Below are 20664 nucleotides of genomic sequence, written 5' to 3'. Positions count from 1 at the left end.
CAGCACAATGCAGAACATGCTCATATAAAAAGCATTCTCCCGCCTCGCGGCTGAAAATGCCCATGGATGTTCTGGCTTCCTTACTGTCTTAGAGGTTCAGGATATCGACAGAAAAGAGTGCTTATGTAAGCTTTTGTCTATATGCAGATGTGCCTGTAGTTTGAGGATACCGGATGCAGTCCAAACAGCCCCGTTAACCTCCGTGTCAACTCTGTTTCGAGAAAGCGATTTACACCTACAGGGACGTGCCTTTGGAGGTGATTTCATCCTGTTTTTCGCGAGATTGCAGAAGGTGACTATTAGAAGCGGAGAAATCCAGTGTTACTACATTTTGTAGCTGTCAACATACTGTAACCCAACATATTGTGTTTGTAAAGTGGGCAGAACCAGTAAAACGTAATTCCGAGTATACCATTTAACCCGGGAATCCGCAAAGGAAAAGGACTGGAAGATTTGAAGATTTATCAAAAAAAATTTTTGAACAATTTGAATGACGTCTTCACGTCAGTTTGAATTGTAATGTATTCAACTGGTAGAATAAAAATAGTCAAAAATGGACTAAAATCAGCGGCAGCGGTTGTTCACGGGGCCCAGAGGAGGCGGAGCAAAATGGCAATAGCAGAAGTGACTGTAATTCCAATCGGAACGGGTACAACGAGTCTAAGCAGTTATGTGGCGGACATGCAAAAGGTATTGGAACATCAACGGGGCATTACATTTCAGTTAACTTCCATGAGCACCATTATTGAGGGACCGCTTAACGAGATCTTTACAGCAATTGCGGCTCTGCATGAAGCGCCGTTTTTGTCAGGAGCTCAGCGTGTTTCCACATCCGTCAAAATTGACGACCGTCGTGATAAACCGGATGCCTCAAGTATACAGAAGTTACAATCGGTTCAGGATAAACTGACGTCACTTCAGGCAAGGCCCAATTAATTCCTAATGTAAATACTCTACATCCCTAAATCGAATGTCAAAAAGACCAGTCTTTTAAAGAGCTGGCCTTTTTGTATACTCATTTAACATTTTCATTAATCTGCAACTACCAATGAGGCTCCAATCAAAGTGGCGTTGGTGTAACCACCGCCAACATTTTCAAAAGAGAAGTTGGTAATTGGAGCACCGATAACAGTGGCATAATCACCATCAAGCAAATCTCCGGTCGTTGCAGGGTATAACGCTATAATATCGTTTCCGTTCTCATCCATGACATGAACGACAGAGAAAGTTGCTCCGAGAGAGCTATCTTCTTCAACGGAAATGACTTCCCCGTTAACTTGTACGAAAGTATTGTAATAGTTGGCTACATTTTTATTCAGATGACGGGTCGTTACATTGGAGTCAACGAGCCCCTGTACCTTTTTGGTTAGTTCTGCCGTAATGGCCGGGAATACATCGTTATGTTTACCAAAGAAATCATAAGATGCCTGCTCCATAAAGGCTGTGTCTACTGTAATGTAGGGAGTTAACTCATTAAAGAAATCCGCAGCTGATGCTGTGGCAGATGTATTTCCAGTCGTTGCAGTTGTTGCTGCTTGCTCCAGAGGAGCAGTAATGCTCAGGGAATCAAGGATATCTTTGATCTCATCCTGATTATAAGTATCCTTGGCGTAGGTTAACGTCATGGTATAGAGCTCTGTATTGGTCGGAATCAGATATTGGACAAGGACAACATCTGTACCCGAGGTGTGTTTATAGGCTCCTTCCAAGACACCAGCGCTATATTCTTTATAAGGCTTGTTCGTGTAGCTGGTTTTTGTATAATCGGAAATGCCGATGCTTGAACCGTTTTGTGTGTAATAATCAACTATATTATTAGCGTATTCTTCAGGATTGATTGAACCGGTTGAGCTGGCCTCAATCGTCAGATTAATATTATCTGCAAATGTGGCTGATGAAGATTGGTCTGAAAAAGCAGCTTTAATGGATGGAACATTCATTTGACTTGTATCTACGCTTTTCCAGGATTCGGGATATGCAAAAGAAAATCCTTCTCCACTATATGTAGTGTATTTCGTAGCTTTTGCTTCTGTTGAGACAGTTTCAGTTGCCTTGGTTGGTTCCGAAATTTTGCTATCGGCTATTGTGTTTGTTTCTGAATTACCACAAGCACTAAGCAATGTGGCTAATGCCAAAATCGTAATAAGTTTCTTCATTATGTCTAATTTCTCCTAATGTGCTTCCCATCGGTTGGGATTTTTTCTAAGGTCATCATTTCGTTTGTAATCTAGTTTAGGTGGTGGGCATAGAAACTCCTTTCTACTTTATTAGTAAAATAATAACATAAATAAAGATTTCAGTATTCATAATTACTAAAAAGGTAATTTATCTGTATTTAACAAGTTAGAAGCTAATAATATACGGTATTGGTATCCATTTTGAACGATAGTACATACATTTGATGGATATAACCGTGAGATTTAAGTATGACTTATATGTATTTGAACATAACTTTCAGACTTAAGAACTAACCCTTTATGTAGGTGCAATTAACGAATAGTCATGTGGAAAAAAACAGCCCATTTTCGACCTGAGCCCGGTCCCATGTGTGATTGGTGCATATAGTGAACTGTACCTCAAATCAAAGGAGGGGTTTACATGAGTGGAGTAGTAGGTGGATACGGCGGCGCATGGACATCGACTGGCGCGATTTTGGTTCTCTTTATCTTGTTGGTCATCATCTCTAAAGCGTTCCTGATCTAATAAACCGTTTGGACCCTAATATAATTGGTAAAGGAGGGTTCTACATGGGCAACGTAGTTGAAGGCGCAGGATACGGCGGCTGGACATCGACTGGAGCAATCCTGGTTCTGTTCATTCTTCTCGTAATCATCACTAAATCTTTCTGGGTATAATATGACGAGCTCTGCCGGGCAACCGGTGGGGTTTTTTTTCTAGAGGACAAGCATGGTGGAGAGCCAGGAAGATAAGATAGCGTGTGGTTGAACGGAAGAATTGGTGGAATTCAAGTAATGGAATGACGGCGTATGTTTGGAAATGGGGAAGGTACCTAATGGCTAAACGCCCATTTTGTCAAAATGAGGGCGATAGCCCGGTCCAGAGGTAGGCTGAATACATAGCTTAGGGGTGTAGGCAAATGTTAAGGAGGAATGAACAATGAGCGAAGTAAAACCGAATTCACCGAACGGACAGGGACACGTATACGGACATATGGGAGGTTATGAGCATATGCAAGGATACCAATACACAGGTCATGAAATGCATGGGTATGGATATGGTTGTGGAACAATGCCAATGGGATATGGCTATGGATACGGACACCATGCCAATCAGGCTCCAATGATGCACGGTTATCAACAGGGTTGTGGAGTATCCTATGGTCATGGCGGCGGAAGCTGGGGTTCCATGGGTACGATCCTCGTACTGTTCATCTTGCTGGTCATCATCTCCAAAACGATGTTTATCTAAGTAATTGTGAGTGCAAGGAGACTTTGCTGATCGTGGATCGTTATGATAGGTGCTCTAAATAAACTCCGAGTTTGAGTTCCATGTTGGGGCAAAACGTACCTATGATTCAGAAAGGGACAGCGTAGGATTTCATCCTGCGGTGTCCTTTTTTTATTAGAAGTGAAGGAGCGTTGGCATTACTTTCTTTAACGAATTCCACAGACGCTATTCCATGCATTTTTGCCATTTCACAAGTTTAACGAATCGTAGACACCTTATTTCCTCAATCTGGGCATGTTTGGAGCCTATATTCATGAAGTGACATGGATTAACGTGGCTGAGATTCGTTAGATTTTACATAGCACAGAAATCCTCAATAAAAGGTGTGCAGGATTCGTTAGCGTCTGGTGAACGTAAACATTTACTTTAAAATCTGGGGTTATTTGCAGAATTGGAGAAGTAAGGGAGTAAGGAATTAAGTATCTAGGAGTGCAGTCAGTGGGAGAATGGAAAAGTTTTAAAAGCAGAGCCGAATATATCTGGCTAGTCTGATAAGTGAAAGGAAGACTTTTCTCAATGAAGGAACGGTGTCCGATAGTCTGTGGATGATGCTGAAATGTGTATGTAGACATGGATAAACACCCGGAACCCAATTCCGGGTGCTTTGTGTATGTTTTCAATCTTCTCAAGAATAAGTGATATCCAAAACAACAAAAGCCCTACCTCTCTTTTGTCCTTGCGGCTCCGATGACCGCGCCAGTGTGAATGGGAACATCTTGTGAAACTCTGTACTACCGGGTTATTGTGATTCAGGTTCTTCAATCTTCATAGGTTAGTTGTGCTTAAAAATTCGCTGCGGTCGCAGCATGAAGAAAATATTCCGGGGTTTAAAGAAGACAGAAATCATATGAGGTTGTTAATACAACTTTTATAGTATACCACAGGTTGTAATTTTCTGCAATAAAAAGGAAAGCGCGACCAGAGCAACATGTATTCGGACTATTTTTATGTTAAAAAGTGAAAGGTTAGTTTGAAAAGATACAGAAAATTTTTCAGACTATTTCTTCACAGGGGTAATCCTCTTCAAAAGATTCTGCGTAGGTTATAATAAGAGGGAAGAAACAGAAAGGGGCCCTCGCATGACTGAATCGATGGAGGACAGCAGGTTAATGCGGCAGATCGCGGAACGTGATGCCTCCGCACTGGAGCTTTTATATGACCGTTATGAGCGAGCGGTGTATTCTTTTGCATACCGGATCGTTGGTGATCCCATGACGGCAGAAGAGACCGTTCAGGAACTTTTTATGCGGGTCTGGAATAATGCTGAACGTTACGATGCCTCACAGGGGAAGCTGACCACATGGATGTTTGCGATTACGCGTAACATTGCAGTGGACATGCTGAGGCGGAAATCAAAAGGGGCAGCGACTACTTCAGTTGAACACGAGACACTGGCGGCCTATGCCGATGAAGATACAAACACGGAAGAAGAAGTGCAGCGTAAATGGGAAGGTACCCGGATTAAAGAGGCGTTGTCCCAATTGAACGGTGATCAGCAACAAGTTATAGAATCGATTTATTATGCGGGATTAACCCAGCAGGAAGTATCCAGCCGATTCGGGATTCCGCTGGGTACAGTAAAGAGCCGTGTCAGGCTTGCCATGCGACAGCTCCAAAAGTTGCTGGCCGATGCTGAATTGCATCCGGACGCGGGAAAGGAGGGCATACATCCATGATAGAACGACATGAGGAGTGGTCTGATCTGGCACCGATGTATGTGCTGGGCGGACTGGAAGCAGAGGAAGTGGCGGCGTTTGAAGCGCATATGGCAACTTGCGAACCTTGCCGCCAGGAGGTAAGGGAATTGCAGGAAGTGACTGGCTTCCTGCCACTTGCGGCGGAACCTGTAGCACCGCCGCCAGGCATGCGAGCACGTGTGCTGGGCAACGTGCTCGGATATGAGCAGGAGAGCGCCGAGGCGAAGCCAGCGGCTGCTCCTGCAGAGCCTGAAGCACCCGTGGTGCTTCAGGAGGATCTTGCGCCGCAGCACGAACGTGCGGCGCAGCCCGGGCCAGGCTTGCCGCCGGCAACGGCGGTGCCTGCGGCCCGGGTGGAAGAGGCTGCCCAGGCACAGCCATGGCAGCCACAAGCACGCGCGCGTGCGCGCAGCAGCAGCGCCTGGCGCATAGCCAGTGCTGGCCTTGCGGCCGCGGCACTGTTGCTGGGCGTGTACACGGCGCAGCTGCAGAGCAAGATCGACTCGCTGACGCAGCAAGCGGCGGGCTCGTCGGCTACGCAAGAGCAGCTGGTGCAGGCACAGGCGCAGAATGCGCAGCTGCAGGAGCAGCTGGCATCAACTCTGGAACCTGCACAGGGCATGCAGACTGGCGAGGCAGTGAAGCTGAATCCTGCAACGCAGGACATTGTAGCTCAGGGTCTCGCAACCATCGTTATTGACAGCAAAGGCACTCACCTGGTTGTGCAGGCTGAGAACCTGCCGAACCTGGAGGGCAACGAGGCCTTTCAGGTCTGGTTGATCAAAGGAGATACCCCTCAGAATGCGGGTACTTTCCTTAGTCGCGACGGAACGGGAGCGGTATACTACACATTGGATTCGGCCAACGACTATGATACGGTTGCCATCACGCTTGAACCGGATGCAATGGGAGATGAGCCGCGCGGTACGATGATTCTGGCTGCCAAGATTAAAGGATAAATATAGGACATATCACCAAAGGCTGCTCCGTCGTGGAGCAGCCTTTTTGTGTTCTCCAGTTCTGGTGCCCACCCATTGGATTTTATTAATTTTTTTAGTCGAAGCAACCGATAAACAAATAGAAGGCAATACCCTTAATCTCCCTGTGTCTCAAGGGAGAACTGGTTGCACATAGAGAGTGAGGGGTTCAGTTGGAAGCATACCGTTCATTTATCTTTCGCCTGATACGCAATTATCTGATCGGTTCACTGGCAGCTGTTTTTGTTGTCGGTACAGTAGTTATGGTATCTACTCTGCAAATACCCAATATTCAATTTGTTCGACTCATCTTCATTGTACTGATTTCACTCTTGTTCATGCTGGTTGCTGAATTAATTACGCTGTGGGTGCAGCTTGGCCCCATAAGACAATTTTTCACTTCCGAGCATCATGAGAGAGACGAATTAAACCACATGTATGAGAAAATTCACCGTTTCCCGGGACAGACCATATATCGGATCATGGGTCCGCACATGCTTGGCTTCTCACTTCCGGCAGCCGGATTAACAATATGGATGATATCCACAGGGTGGCTTGAATTCCCTTACTTGTATATTGTCGTGGCCGCTGCGTGTGCCTTTCTGATTGCCATCATGCATGCGCTGATTGAGTATTACCTAACGGTGCGGGCGATTAGACCCTTGTTACTTGAGATTCGACATCGAGGCAAAGTCCAATACGGGATGGAACCTTCACTGGGAGGGCGCATCCTGGTATCGATCCAGCGTAAATTTCAGCTAAGTACGGCACTGATTGGCTTATTTCCTCTTTTTCTATTTTTCCTGGCTACATATATCAGACTTCAGTATATGGACAGTGAATTTGCGAAAGAGTACATACTGTGGGGAATTCTCATCGTTGTTCTGGGCGCGGGGTTTGCGCTGGTGGGAAGCTGGCTGTTGATTCGTGATGTTCGTGATCCAGTTGCTGAACTGACACATGAGATGAACCGAATTCAGGGGGGAGATCTTGGCAGACGAGCTCCGGATCTATATGCGGATGAGTTTTCGGCACTGATCTCCGGCTTTAATATGATGATTAACCGGCTGGAGATGAGACAGGAACGCAATCGACAGTTATTACAAAGTTATTTTTCTACACTGGCTGCTGCTTTAGACGCCCGAGATAAGTACACGGCAGGACATTCCATGCGTGTGGCAGAGTATTCGCTGATGATTGGCAAGTTAAGCGGAATGAATGAGGAACAGGCGGATTTATTGTACAAATCAGCCCTGCTTCATGATATCGGGAAAATCGGCATACCTGATGAGGTACTGCTGAAGGATGGAAAACTAAGCGATGAAGAATTTGCGATTATTCGTACACATCCCGTGCAGGGAGAGAGTATTTTGTTGCAAATAGAGCCTATTGATGCCATGGCCGACTTTCTGCCAGGTGTACGATCTCACCATGAGAGATATGATGGCAAAGGATACCCGGATGGGATGGCTGGTGATGATATTCCCCTTTTTGGCCGCATCATTGCGGTAGCGGATGCCTTTGATGCCATGACGTCTGATCGACCATATCGGAATGGGATGAGTCACGAGAAAGCGCTAACGATTTTGGAAGAAGGAAAAGGGACCCAATGGGACCCCTATTTTGCAGGTTTGTTTATTGATGAATGGAGACGACAACAGCATCTTCAGAAACCATCGAAGTGAGGGATCAGTTGATCCCCTCTGTCCACTTCGATTCTTTTCTGCGTCTCCGGTGTAGAGCGAGGCCTGTTATGATGGTGAGAACGCATTCGCCGAGTATGACTGCACCCAAGGCGTCATAGATCACATGTTGTTTGATCATTAGCGTGGATACGATAATGGTTGCTGCCCCGGCGGCCACCAGAATCTTGACGGGTTTGCGGATGCTTGGAACCGAGAGAACGGCACGCATAACCAGATAAGAGTGAAGAGAATGAATACTTGGAAAACAATTATAAGGGCGATCCTGGCTATAGAGCCATCCGAGAACAGATGCTCCCAGGCCTGTACCCGTCAGTTCCGGGCGCGGTACCATGGTCTGAAAGTTGAAGTAGATCAGATAACATATCCAGACACAGATATTCATGGATAACAAGACACGGTAATACGTCAGGCGATCCTTGGCACACAGGTAAGCGAGCACACCGAATACAAACGGGTACCAGCCCAAATATGGAATGGACATGCCAGGCACGTAGGGAATGATCCGGTCGAGCGGCGAATCAAGTACTACGAACCCGCGTTCCGGACTGTTAAGAATATCATAGAACAGCCCCATGACGGCCAAAGACAGCATCAAACTCAATGACAGCCAATAGGATTTGCTTTTTAACAATTGCACAACATCTTTCTCCTTTCATTCATGCTCCCTAGGAGCATGAGCCCAGCAAATAACTAATTCAAATTTAAACAACAATATATTCTACTACGACCAGCGCACAAATTGAATCCTGATTTGTGTATTTTTGTGTATTTTTTTGACGAAGAAGGAATGCCGAAGTTTCAATGGGCATGATATGATAGAGACACATACGGACGAAGGCACTTTAGCCAGTAAAGTCGGTACAACAGGAGTGAGTGAATGCAATTTTCGAAAATGTTCGTATTGAATATGGGGATGCTTATTACCATTGCATATCTTGCTAGTGTGTTCTATAAATATGTCGTAATACGTACCTCTTCTCGAGTGAAGCAGATCAGTTCAGTGCTTGTCCTTATATTTGCAGGTTGGATCAGTACGGTTTTTGGGTTCCAACTCACCGATGAAGTGGTCTTTGATCTTCGTTATGTTACTTTAATTGTTGCCGTTCTAACGTATAGACAACCCTATAGCGTAATCATCGTGGGTATTGGAATTGGGCTGACGAGGCTGACTTTTGGCATCACGGATGCTACATTGGCGGCAGTACTTAACATGTCTATTTTGGGCGTCATATGTGCGGGTCTGAATATATGGATGAGACGCAGCAACTACAGGCTGATTATTAAAGGAATCCTTGTTACAGTTATCGTCAATGTGGTCAATAGTGTAAACATTGCTATCGTTGGTGTGATCCCGGCTACATACTTCTTTTCACATATTATGCCTTATACACTTCCTACAGGCATTTTGCTGAGCCTTATTTTTGCATTTATTTTACGTGATTTTCAGAATGAACAGAATCGAATTTTGCTGATCCAGAGTACAAACCGGCTATTGTCTGTGCAAAAGGAAGAGTTACAGAAAGCCCAGATTGTACTGGAGGATCGTGCGAAACAATTGATGATTGCCTCACAGTACAAATCGGAATTTCTCGCCAATATGTCCCATGAACTGCGTACACCACTGAACAGTGTCATTAACTTTGCCCAGATGATCAGCGAGAATGCCGACACGATGGATCAGGAGGATATTGTACGTTTTGCCAATATGATCGACCACTCCGGGCAGGAACTGCTCACGCTCATTAACGATATTCTGGATCTTTCCAAAGTAGAAGCGGGGCGGCTGGATATTGTACTGGAGGATATCAGTGTCGCACAACTTACAGAAGATGCCATGAGCCACTTTCAGCTCGTTGCCGAGAAAAAAGGAATTCAGTTGGTTCTGGACAAAAAACAGGGACTGCCCGAGACGCTATGGTCTGATCCCCAGCGGGTTCAACAGATTTTGCGGAATCTGATGTCCAATGCCATCAAATTCACTCACCGAGGGAAGGTCACGCTGACCGTAAGCACCAAGCAGATTAAGAATACAGGTATTCAGAATCGATGGCTTATTTTCTCCGTTCAGGACACAGGCATTGGCATTTCGGAGGACAAACATCATTCCATATTCGAAGCATTTCAGCAGGCTGACGGGTCGATTAGTCGAAAATTTGGCGGTACCGGACTTGGCCTGTCGATCAGTCGGGATTTAGCGAGATTACTGGGGGGATCGATTGAACTTGAGAGCACTGAAGGTAAAGGAAGCACCTTCCATCTCTATCTCCCGTTGGACCGTGAAAAAATCAGTTGACAACCTTCGCGCCGTGAGTAGAATTTGGGATGACAACTAGCATCGACCGGCTTTTGAGACCCGGTCTAAGGAGTGTATCCCCATACAGAAGACGGTCAACGTTAACCCTCCCCCGTTAGCAAGCAAACCACGGCGCAAGGGTTCGACACAACGCACGAATTTATCGATTGCAACATGGGAGGGTGTACCGGCAATTATTTTACAGACCTTGCTGGGAGGCCCGTTTTTAACCGGATTTCTGCTGTACCTTGGGGCCGGGTCGAGACATATCGGCTTTGTGCTCGCGATTACCACGTTCGTGAACATTGCCCAGATCGGAGCAGCTTACTGGATGCAGCGTATTCGCAGCCGTAAACGCATGCTGCTTCTATTCGTGGGCACACATCGTATCTTGTGGAGTGCAACGGGACTGATTCCGTTTATATTCCCCAAAGAGTGGTGGGTAAGTGTATATATTGGCGTGTATACGGTTGCCTTTATATCAAATACCATCGGCGGTATGATCTGGACTTCACTAATTGGCGATATCGTACCTGCCAAGGTGAGAGGGCGTTATTTTGGAATTCGAAATACGATTCTGAATGCTCTTGGAAGCGTATGCTTATTCGCAGGCGGTATTGTTTTGGACCGTTACCCCGGAGAAATGGGCTTTCTAATCCTGTTTATTCCGGTGTGGATCTGTGCCATTGCCAATACAGTCATCTATTTTTTCTATCCGGACGTTCCCTTTGAACGTTCTACCGAAAAGGCTTTCTGGCGCATGTTCATCAAGCCGTTCCAGGATCGTTCTTTCTTGAAAGCAACGCTGTTCCTGGCTGTCTGGTTATTGATCCAGACCTTGATTGTTCCGCTCTATTCCTATGTTATGTTGGATCTATTGAACATTAATTATCAGACTGTATCCCTGATCACGGTAGTCCAGACACTGGTTATGATGGCTGGTTTCTATGTCTGGGGCAATCTGAATGCCAGATTCAGCAACAAAACCCTCCTATTTTGGACATTGCCAGTCATTGCACTCTCCTGTTTGTCGTGGGGTTTAATGTCGTTCATGCCCGTATTGATCGCACTATTTCTATCTCATATCTTCCTTGGGATCGGTGTAGGTGGATTCAACCAGCTGGCATTTAACTTTACCATTGGAGACACACCCAAAAGTGAAAGACCGATGTTTGTCGCGGTGTATTCGGCTCTGACCGGAGTAACTTCGTTTCTTGGGCCGTTGTTGGGTGGCTGGTTGTATGAAAAAATGGAAACCTGGTCCGATGCGCTCGCCTGGATCTCAGCCTATGGATTTCAGGTGGGGGTTGGTGTCGTGATGCTGATTCTTACATTTACCCTTGGACGTCGTGTACTGTTAAAATAGAAAAGATATCGCATAACTTAATAAAACGATGGCGAAGTGGAGGGATGTAATTGAATCGTCTCGAACGGAAAGCCATGGTGATTGGAGCCACGGGGCTTGTAGGCGAATTACTGGTTCATCATCTGCTGGAGCACTCAGCATACAGCTTGGTTCGCGTTCTGGTTAGACGTCCGCTTGAGCTGCAACATCCCAAACTGGAACAACATGTGGTGGACTGGGAACAGCTGGCGAGAAACAACCACTTATTCGACGGAATCGATGACCTGTACTGTTGTTTGGGTACAACGATCAAAAAAGCAGGCAGTCAGGACAATTTCCGTCAGGTAGATTATCATTACCCGGTTCTTGCAGCTACTATTGCGAAGCAACATGGTGTATCACAGATGCTGGTGATCTCCTCCATGGGAGCGAGTGCAGGTTCCCGGGTCTTTTACAGTCGGACCAAAGGGGAAATGGAGGATGCATTGTCCGATATCGGTTTTCCGTCATTGCATATCTTCCGCCCTTCCTTAATTCTGGGAGATCGAAACGAGAAGCGGTTAGGTGAGCAGATGGCTGCCCATGCCATGAAGTTTCTGGATCGCTGGATGAAAGGCAGAGCGGACAAATACCGGGCGGTCCACGCCGCAACCATTGCACAGGCCATGACAAATATTGCGCTGGTGCAAGCCAAGGGAAACCATGTGTATTCGAATGAAGTCATTCATGTCCTTGGTGTGGACGGGGGCTAAGAAACCTTTGAACGAGCTGTTTACTTCATGTGGCTAGTGAGGAGCGTTTCTCGCTTGAGGCAGATCGTGTTATAATAGGCAACAAAAATGAGTTCGAACCCTGACTCCATGCGGCAGCAGGATAACGAACATGAAGGAGAACTCGTCCATGAAAAAACCAATCTCTACCGATCAGGCGCCAGGCGCCATTGGTCCATACAGTCAAGCCGTTGATGCAGGCGATTTCATCTACACTTCCGGACAGCTTGGCCTGAATCCTCAAACGGGAGAATTCGGTGCAGATGTACAAGAGCAGACACGTCTGTCTTTGAGCAATGTGAAGGCTATCCTTGAAGCAGCAGGTACAAGTATGGATAAAATCGTGAAAACGACGGTGTTCCTGAAAGACATGAACGACTTCGTTCCTGTGAATGAAGTGTATAGCACGTTCTTCCAACAGCCGTATCCTGCACGCAGTGCTGTGGAAGTTGCTCGTTTGCCAAAAGATGCACTGGTGGAGATTGAAGTTATTGCCCTGAAATAGGACAACCTTCATTCGCTGCGTTAAACATAAAAAGCCGATTTCAGGTCAAATGACCAGAATCGGCTTTTTGCTTTATGTTTTTGCGTTAGGATGGAAGTCGCTCAATCGCGATCCTGATTACGGGCGAAGAACAGCCAAATCGCGTAGATTGCCAGTACGATCGCAATGATGATTGCCGTATAATATACGGAAGTGACATCCTTTTGTTTAAGTGCAATGGCGATATAAGCCCATGTGAATACCAGTGGATATACACTGTCCCGATAACGGAAACTAACGAGTACAGCCAGCACCATACCCACAATCAGCATAATGATCGTCCAGGTCGGTTCGCTGAGACCAAAACCATCCCAGCCGATTTTATATAACAATACAGCTGTATTGACGATCGTTGCCACGCTAACCCATCCCAGATAGATGCTGAATGGCAGCTTCACAAGCCAGATCTCAGCAGTGGTCGGCACAGTAATGGTACGTGTTTTTACATACAGCATGATCAGGCACAACAGAAGCAGTACAATAATCAGTAAAGCGAGACCGGTCTGCAAGTTTTGAAAAGCAAAAATCCAGGCTACGTTAAAGGCACAGCTTGCCAGGAACCAATACCCGAGACGGGTGATGGAGTCCCTTTTCCACGAAGCAGGCACGAACTGATAGATCACAAAGCCTGCAAGCAGCAAGTAGATCAGACCCCATATAGCGAAGGCATAGCCAGAAGGTGTGAGTAGCACAGGATACATATCCGATACTTCTTTATTGGTCTTGCCTCCGATCGGCAGAGCGTTGGAGAGGTAGTTCACGATAATTACAGCGATAAAACCAATGGCGTTTAACCACTTGTACGGATTGTTACGTGACATTGTGTTTCCTCCTTGGTTTAACGAATGAATGAACCACGGGTCAGTCTACAATGAATATACCCAGTTCTTGCACATTCTAATAACAGCCGCAAAAAATTCACAAGTTGATCTTGCAGATTCTTGTGCTCTGCCGCTACGTTGGAACGGTACTCTGTCCCAATGTACGCGAAACGAAGCAGAAATATGTCCATGCCCATGATGTCCCACTAGAAGAGGAGGAAGAGAATGCTCACAAGAGAAACGATGGAGCAACAGCAAACCTGGTTCTATGTAGTTGCATTGTTTTTAGGAGCAGCGATAGGGCTGAGTAATCCGGTATGGGGAAATGCCTTACACTACACCGTGTCCCCGGTTCTTGCCGTTCTGTTATACAGCATGTTTGTACAGATTCCCTTTCTACAGTTAAAAGAATCTTGGTCCAACCTTCGATTTATAGGGGCGCTACTGGTGGCTAATTTTATCGTAGTACCTGTAGTTGTATGGTTGCTTACACTTGTCTTTCCGCAATCACCAGGCGTTCTGATCGGAGTCTATCTGGTACTGTTAACACCCTGTATTGATTACGTCATTGTGTTCACACAACTCGGCAGGGGCAATGAAAAACTGATGCTCGCCGCAACACCTCTTTTATTTGTTATACAAATGATCCTGTTACCGTTTTATTTATGGCTATTGATGGGTACCGAGGTGGCACAGATCATGCAGGTAGGGCCGTTTGTGGAGGCTTTTCTGTTCCTGATCGTTATTCCACTGTTGCTTGCTGTCGTTACACAGGTTCTCTCAAGAGGTAAAGTGAGCGGGGAGCGGGTCATGAATGCAACGGCATGGCTCCCGGTTCCGATGATGGCACTCGCGCTGATCGTGGTTGTCGCTTCCCAGATTAACAAAGTCTACAATGATATGGTGATCATCGTTAACGTGATCCCGATCTATGTTGCTTTTCTAATCATTATGCCTTGGATATCTCGGCTTATTGCTACTTGGTTTGGATTGAATCCTGGCGCAGGACGAGCGTTGATTTTCAGTTCAGCCACACGGAATTCGCTGGTCGTTCTGCCACTTGCGCTGGCACTCCCGCCAGAATGGGCAACCATAGCTGCGGCTGTTATTGTTACACAGACGATGGTGGAGCTTGCAGGGGAGCTAATCTACATTCGACTTGTACCTGCGGTAATTTTACGAGATCGGTGAGCGTTCTTACTTATCGGAAGATCATGTTCTACCTGGATATTATACTTGTACCGTTCGTCATCGTATCCTATCTGAGAAAGAAACGAGCCCAAAATTCGTCTTGATCTATGCTATTCTTTGTAAAATTAAAATTAAAAAGAGTACTCCCGATAGGCCATGCCGGGGAGTACTCTTTTTAATTCAAATAAATTCTGAACAGGTACTCTTTAAGTACCGGCCTCCAATAATGTTTTACGATATTCCGCTGGTGTGATGCCCTCCATTTTTTTGAACACTTTGCTGAAATACTTTTCGTCCTGGAATCCAACCATCTCCGAGATTTTGGCGACTCGCAGGGAAGGGTTTTGGAGTAACAGCTTGGCGTTGTTGATCCGCAGTTTGCCCAGATATTCCGACCAGTTCAGACCAAATTGCTGTTTGAATTTGCGTGAAATATACTCCCGGCTCAGATAGAAACGCGCGGCAATCTGCTGTAAGGATAGGTCCTCCTGATAATGGGCGTCCATATAACGTGCAATCTCACTCATGGGATCAGGATTGGCTTGGTGATGAGCGGTGAGCGCCTTTCCTGCGGCAAGCAGTCGTTGTTCCAATAATGAACGAAGCAGGGGGAAGGATAACAGTCCTTCAGCGTCCAAAGGTAACTCGGCAAAGGGAATAGACTGTTCCTCCGTCACTTCTTCCTCTTTGAATGACGAACCTGCCGTAACATCAAGCCAGCGGCTCAGCATCCATTCCAGCTCCTCGATCCATTGCTGGATCTGCTCAGCACTGACAACCTCGAGATCAGTAATCGGGTCAAGCCACTCGGCGACCGCAGCAGATACACTGGAAGCCCGGCAACTCATGGCTGCCATACGCAGGGGTTCTTCATGGGCGGTTAAACGCCTGATTTTATTCCCATTTGATGATTCCACTGAGGCATGGATTCGCTGTTTAATTTGCACAGCATTGCGTCGCCACAACCTTGAACTTGCTTCCAGATAGGCCGCTGAGATTCCGCCAGGGTAGGACTCACAGGTGGAGATGCCAAAATGAAGCCGGCGCTGAATCGTCTGCTCCAATCCATGATTGACCTTGTCCAGAATATGTTCCAATGAAGTGGATGGACCCCAATGCAGCAGAACAATCTCGTCCGGTTGATCCAACTGGCGAAACATTACGCCTTCGTCTGGTGTGGATAACATCTCGGCACAGATATTGAGTACCGAGAACACAAGCAGGTCGGGTTGACTACGGTATTTTGCCAGACAATCTGCATCCAGATGGGACAGGCTGGTGACAGCGACACTACAGACAGGGATTAGACAGGGGAGATTTAATTCATCCTGCAATCGCTGCATGTGTGATGGGCTGCTGCCTCTTCCGACGGCAAGTTCGGTGAGCAGACGATCCTGGTAGTGAGGGCGCATTCGATTAACAACAATGGATTGCCTAGTGGATTGTATCCGAATGGCGTCTTCCTCTTCCCAAGCTGTAACGGCCTTTAATAGAGATGCATTCAGCTCATCTGCTTCCACGGGTTTCAGGAGGTAGTCCATACCACCATGCCTAATTGCATGCCTCACGAGTTCAAAATCGTCATATCCGCTGATAACCAGCACTTTGCTGTGTGGGACATGAGCTGATATCCATTCAAGCAATGCCATACCGTCCTTGCCCGGCATACGCATGTCACTGAGTATGATTTGAGGTTGATGTGCCGTGATGGCGGCGATGGCTTCATCCCCGTCTGCTGCTTCAAGTAATGTATCAATGCCAAACTCTTCCCAATGACCAAGCAACCTTATGGCATCGCGGACATGTTTTTCATCATCTACAAGCAGTGCCTTCATGTTGTTCACTCTCCCGCGTATAGTATAACCGTAATCTTCACACCATTGGGTTCCCGATTGTTGATCTCAAGCCTGGCTGAGTGACCGGGATGTGAGTTCAATTGAAGTCGGCGTATTACATTTCGTAGACCGATGGATTCAGACTCGTCGGATTCTTGTGTGGATAACCCGGTTGTTGTATGACTTTGATGTAGCCATCCGCGGATCTCCAGTAATTTATCTTCAGGTATGGAGGGGCCGTTATTATTCAGTTCTATTTCAATCCAATGATCATTGATCCGGCGGCTGGATAGGGATATGTGACCTTTGCCAGGCTGAATATCCGCTCCATGTTTGAAATAGTTCTCAATTAAAGGTTGTAACGTCATTCTTGGCATTTCGACAGACAGGGTATCTTCGGCAAAATCCAAATCCACCTCAAGGCGGTCACCAAACCGCTCCTGCTGCAGTTCCAGATATAATCGGGCATGCTCCGCCTCTTCGCGTAAGGTCACGCAGGTCTGATCCCGCATGCTGTAGCGCAGCATTTTGGACAGGCTAGAGAGTAGTATATACGCCCGTTGTCCCTGCTGTTGAAGGGCAAGTGTACCGATCGATTGCAGTGTGTTATATAGAAAATGCGGATGAATCTGCGCTTGCAACGCTTTGAGCTGATTGGTCTTATTGGCGATCTCGAGTCGATATTCCCGCAAAATAAGATTATTTACCGTATCCATCATATCCCGGAAATGACGAGCGAGCACCCCGAATTCATCTCGGCTGGATAGATGGATATCCACATGCAGACGCCCGGCTTGAATTTGGTTCATATACCGCATGAGTTGCTTGAGCGGACCTGTGATTCGGATGGAGATAAACAAGGTTGCAATAATGACTAATACAAGTGCTGCAATGGCAATCATTGCGTTATTCCACGTGAGTGTGGTTGCTCTGGCATATAACGTCTCATTCGGGATCTGTTTGACGATGGTCCAGTCAGCGTACGTGCTGCCAAGTTGCTGATATACATACATGGAACGATCCTGTTCAAAATGCCCTGCGACATTCTGGGCTGTTCCTGCGCTAGATCGCGCGATATTCAGTTCACTAGCCGTTTCCTCTCGTAGTGCATCCGTATGATTGACCTCGGAACGACCTTGGTAGATGATCTGATTCTGACCATCCACAACATAGATCTGTTCCTTAGCCGGATCATACAGCCTGCCACAGATTGCTGCAATGGTATTCATATTCAGATCAATGGCGAGTACACCCAGACGCTCGGTGGACGGAATATCCTTGATCACCCGATGCAGGGTAATGACCGTTCTGGCAGGGTCATCGGGGGAGGCAGCCTTGAATCCGTACGTGTGACTCATATGGGCCGATTCCATCCAGATATCCGGGCTGTCACCGCCTGTTTTTCCATGAAGCGAGCCGGAATAGGCCTGTTTGCGTTCCTCCCGCTTCGGAAAGGGGTTCGTAATTAAGGTGGATTGATTGGCGGCAAAAGAGTGCAAATACAGCTGGAATACATCCGGCACAGCCGCGCGTATCGTCTGCAAAGTGGTGTACACCTCGGCAACCGCACGATAATCACCAGGAATTTTTGCCAAGTTACGCAGAAAGTTCGGGTCGTTATACACAGCGAGTGACGCTCTGGCCACGTTATCCACATAGTTGTTGAGATTGGTGGACGCTTGGTAGATCAGGCGTTTGTTCTCTTCAACAGCCTGTTCCCGCAGGGCTGTCTTGGTCTGGATAAACGTCATGCTGATCGATGCGAGCAGTGGAAGTGTGGTAGCAATGAGCATAAAGGCAATCAATTTGGTGCGTATACTGTAGTATTTGGACATCGGAACACCCCTTCTGGTTGCAGGTTAAGAGAGGACAATATTTTACCCCCAACTGTTCACACGGGTCGGTGTTTCCCTCGGCGATAATGGGGTTTAATAGAAAAAGAGACCAATTTCATCCATCTATAGAAGGGGAGAACGATATGAAGCATCGCAAATCTTCACAGCTGTTACAGCAGCTTGTGTTCGTGGGTCCCTCCATCGTGTTTTTTATTCTCATCATCGTGGTCCCTTTCCTGCTTGGCATGGTGTATTCCTTCACGGATTGGAACGGGGTATCCGAGAACATTAATTGGGTAGGGTTTGACAACTTCGTGCATGTTTTTGCGAATGATCCCAAGTTCCAAACGGCGTTTTGGTTTACGGTGCGCTTCACCGTGGTTGGTGTAGTATTGACCAATGTGATCGGCTTTTTCCTAGCGTATTTCCTGACCAAACCGCTTAAGACGAGAAACATTCTGCGTACGATCTTTTTTATGCCGAACGTGATCGGTGGGTTGTTGCTCGGCTTTATCTGGCAGTTCATATTTGTGAAAGGGTTTTCAGCAGTAGGCGATGTAACCGGCTGGTCCTTCTTCAACCTTCCTTGGTTGGGAGACGAACCAACCGCCTTCTGGGGAATCGTGATTGTGTTTGTATGGCAGACCGCAGGATATCTGATGGTCATCTACATCTCATCTCTGACAAATGTATCCCCTGATCTGCTGGAAGCTGCCGAGATTGATGGCGCAAGTCGCTGGCAGGTACTGCGGAGCATCATTCTTCCGCTCATTATGCCGGGTGTAACGATCTGTCTGTTCCTGGCGATCTCCTGGTCGTTCAAAATGTTCGATCTCAATCTGTCGCTAACCAAAGGTGGACCGTTCGGATCGACAGAGTCGGTTGCACTTAATATTTACAATGAAGCCTTTGTGAATAACAGATATGGCATCGGAACCGCCAAAGCACTCGTGTTCTTCGTAATCGTTGCCATCATCACCATGATTCAGGTACGTCTGACGAAGAGCAAGGAGGTAGAAGCCTAATGGAGACGACGAAAAATTACCGCTTCAGTACCATTGTAACCGAGATTGTCATGGTACTCCTTGGACTTTTATTTCTGGTTCCGTTTTACTTCCTGTTTGTGAATTCGGTCAAAACCTTCGGTGACCTGCTCACCAATTCGGCTGCATGGCCGGAAGTATTTCAGTGGGGCAACTATGCGAACGCCTGGGAGAAAATTAACTTCCCATCCGCGCTGATGAACTCGCTTATCGTTACCGTGGTCAGCAATCTGTTGCTTGTGCTGATCAGTTCCATGGCCGCGTACCGAATGGTTCGCAGCGATACCCGGTTCAACCGTATTTTGTTCGGCATGTTCATTGCCGCCATGGTGATTCCGTTCCAGTCTATCATGATTCCACTCGTTACTGTAACCAGTAATCTGGGATTGATCGACAGCCTTGGCGGCCTCATTATCTGTTATCTCGGTTTCGGGGCACCGATGTCTGTCTTCCTGTTCCACGGATTCGTAAAATCCGTCCCGCTGGAGATTGAGGAAGCGGCTCGTGTGGATGGAAGCTCTGCCTACGGGGTGTTCTTCCGGATCGTATTTCCACTCATGAAACCTATGTATGTAACCGTCATCATTCTGAACACACTCTGGATTTGGAATGATTATCTGCTTCCATCCCTGATCCTGCAAAGCTCCAACCTGCGTACGATCCCGATTGCGACCTTTGCACTCTTCGGACAATATACGAAGCAATGGGATCTGGCCTTGCCAGCACTTGTGCTCGGCATCATGCCGATCATTATCTTCTTCCTGCTGATGCAGAAGTATATCATTCAGGGGATTACGGCTGGATCAGTTAAAGGGTGAGTGCGAGGGAAGGGTCGCTGGCGGGATCAAGTTGCGCTTTCGGTCGCTGTTGCTCCTCGGTGGCCTGAATGGATTAGGGCAAGGAAGCCACCGAGTATCAAAGGCGAACGCTCCGCTCCTGCAACGCATTCTTGATCCCTTTGCTCCCACCTCGCACGGAGGTGTGCAAAGGGGAGTCATGCCCGCATAGCTTGGGCATGACTCCTGGCGAAAAGAGCAATAAAGAGAAATGACCAAGAAAGAAGCTTGTATAGCCAGAAATTTCTTCTGCAGAGTGAAGTGATGGTATGGGCCCTGTCCAAAGCGCTAACGAATCCATCG

At 46.9% G+C, this 20664-nt stretch carries 19 protein-coding genes; 14 read left to right on the top strand and 5 right to left on the bottom strand.

Annotated features, from left to right (window positions below):
• Positions 1-609: 609 nt before the first annotated feature.
• Positions 610-936 (top strand): MTH1187 family thiamine-binding protein, encoded by a 327-nt coding sequence (locus J2X75_RS22010; RefSeq protein ID WP_124117863.1) that lies wholly within the window; start codon positions 610-612, stop codon positions 934-936.
• A gap of 95 nt (positions 937-1031) precedes the next feature.
• Here the strand turns inward: J2X75_RS22010 and J2X75_RS22005 are convergent, their stop codons facing one another.
• Positions 1032-2156, bottom strand: coding sequence for a PsbP-related protein (locus J2X75_RS22005; protein WP_310340053.1), 1125 nt, complete (start codon positions 2154-2156; stop codon positions 1032-1034).
• 442 nt (positions 2157-2598) lie between these two features.
• Between J2X75_RS22005 and J2X75_RS22000 the strand changes: the two genes are divergently transcribed.
• The 6 genes from J2X75_RS22000 (at position 2599) to J2X75_RS21975 (ending at position 7827) form a co-directional block, all read left to right on the top strand.
• Entirely contained in the window at positions 2599-2703 is a 105-nt protein-coding gene (locus J2X75_RS22000; protein ID WP_017690880.1) for a hypothetical protein, read from the top strand.
• Between the two features lie 44 nt (positions 2704-2747).
• Positions 2748-2855: a sporulation protein YjcZ gene (locus J2X75_RS21995; RefSeq protein WP_190945226.1), complete on the top strand. Its 108-nt coding sequence runs from the start codon at positions 2748-2750 to the stop codon at positions 2853-2855.
• A 262-nt stretch (positions 2856-3117) separates the two neighbouring features.
• A complete protein-coding gene (locus J2X75_RS21990; protein ID WP_017690878.1) occupies positions 3118-3429 on the top strand; it encodes a hypothetical protein in 312 nt (103 codons plus the stop codon).
• A gap of 1118 nt (positions 3430-4547) precedes the next feature.
• A complete protein-coding gene (locus J2X75_RS21985) occupies positions 4548-5144 on the top strand; it encodes an RNA polymerase sigma factor (RefSeq protein WP_307540185.1) in 597 nt (198 codons plus the stop codon).
• Positions 5141-6124 carry an anti-sigma factor gene (locus tag J2X75_RS21980; RefSeq protein ID WP_310340048.1) on the top strand — a complete coding sequence of 328 codons (984 nt, stop codon included), beginning with the start codon at positions 5141-5143 and terminating at the stop codon, positions 6122-6124. The genes J2X75_RS21985 and J2X75_RS21980 overlap by 4 nt, the downstream gene beginning before the upstream one ends.
• Positions 6125-6315: 191 nt before the next feature.
• Positions 6316-7827, top strand: a complete 1512-nt coding sequence (locus tag J2X75_RS21975; RefSeq protein WP_091038281.1) for an HD domain-containing phosphohydrolase — start codon at positions 6316-6318, stop codon at positions 7825-7827.
• 4 nt (positions 7828-7831) lie between these two features.
• Here the strand turns inward: J2X75_RS21975 and J2X75_RS21970 are convergent, their stop codons facing one another.
• A complete protein-coding gene (locus tag J2X75_RS21970) occupies positions 7832-8485 on the bottom strand; it encodes a phosphatase PAP2 family protein (RefSeq protein WP_310340044.1) in 654 nt (217 codons plus the stop codon).
• A gap of 240 nt (positions 8486-8725) precedes the next feature.
• Here J2X75_RS21970 and J2X75_RS21965 point away from each other — a divergent pair, with 240 nt between their 5' ends.
• The 4 genes from J2X75_RS21965 to J2X75_RS21950 all read left to right on the top strand — a co-directional run bounded on the left by J2X75_RS21965 (position 8726) and on the right by J2X75_RS21950 (position 12761).
• Complete coding sequence (locus J2X75_RS21965; protein WP_310340042.1) at positions 8726-10141, top strand: sensor histidine kinase; 1416 nt, start codon at positions 8726-8728, stop codon at positions 10139-10141.
• A gap of 208 nt (positions 10142-10349) precedes the next feature.
• Positions 10350-11507, top strand: a complete 1158-nt coding sequence (locus J2X75_RS21960; RefSeq protein WP_310340040.1) for an MFS transporter — start codon at positions 10350-10352, stop codon at positions 11505-11507.
• A gap of 74 nt (positions 11508-11581) precedes the next feature.
• On the top strand, positions 11582-12238 hold the full coding sequence (locus tag J2X75_RS21955; protein WP_397384145.1) for an oxidoreductase: 657 nt from the start codon (positions 11582-11584) through the stop codon (positions 12236-12238).
• 148 nt (positions 12239-12386) lie between these two features.
• Positions 12387-12761: a RidA family protein gene (locus tag J2X75_RS21950; RefSeq protein WP_310340037.1), complete on the top strand. Its 375-nt coding sequence runs from the start codon at positions 12387-12389 to the stop codon at positions 12759-12761.
• Positions 12762-12862: 101 nt separating this feature from the next.
• Here the strand turns inward: J2X75_RS21950 and J2X75_RS21945 are convergent, their stop codons facing one another.
• Entirely contained in the window at positions 12863-13621 is a 759-nt protein-coding gene (locus J2X75_RS21945; protein WP_192135469.1) for a tryptophan-rich sensory protein, read from the bottom strand.
• Positions 13622-13846: 225 nt separating this feature from the next.
• Between J2X75_RS21945 and J2X75_RS21940 the strand changes: the two genes are divergently transcribed.
• Entirely contained in the window at positions 13847-14812 is a 966-nt protein-coding gene (locus J2X75_RS21940) for an arsenic resistance protein (RefSeq protein WP_310340033.1), read from the top strand.
• Between the two features lie 206 nt (positions 14813-15018).
• On the opposite strand, the gene J2X75_RS21935 is transcribed toward J2X75_RS21940, so the two are convergent.
• Complete coding sequence (locus J2X75_RS21935) at positions 15019-16647, bottom strand: response regulator transcription factor (RefSeq protein WP_310340031.1); 1629 nt, start codon at positions 16645-16647, stop codon at positions 15019-15021.
• Between the two features lie 5 nt (positions 16648-16652).
• A complete protein-coding gene (locus tag J2X75_RS21930; RefSeq protein WP_310340029.1) occupies positions 16653-18482 on the bottom strand; it encodes a cache domain-containing sensor histidine kinase in 1830 nt (609 codons plus the stop codon).
• A 143-nt stretch (positions 18483-18625) separates the two neighbouring features.
• On the opposite strand from J2X75_RS21930, the gene J2X75_RS21925 reads away from it, so the two are divergent.
• Positions 18626-19507, top strand: coding sequence for a carbohydrate ABC transporter permease (locus tag J2X75_RS21925; protein WP_036607341.1), 882 nt, complete (start codon positions 18626-18628; stop codon positions 19505-19507).
• The gene (locus tag J2X75_RS21920) at positions 19507-20343 is read left to right on the top strand and encodes a carbohydrate ABC transporter permease (protein WP_047840283.1); all 837 of its coding nucleotides are present in this window, start codon (positions 19507-19509) and stop codon (positions 20341-20343) included. The genes J2X75_RS21925 and J2X75_RS21920 overlap by 1 nt, the downstream gene beginning before the upstream one ends.
• Positions 20344-20664 lie beyond the last annotated feature (321 nt).

It is taken from the genome of Paenibacillus sp. 2003 (genome assembly GCF_031455635.1).
In the GTDB taxonomy this organism is placed as follows: Bacteria; Bacillota; Bacilli; order Paenibacillales; family Paenibacillaceae; genus Paenibacillus; species Paenibacillus amylolyticus_B.
Note: the sequence above shows the minus strand (reverse complement) of the source record. Positions and strands in the feature narration are given on the sequence as shown.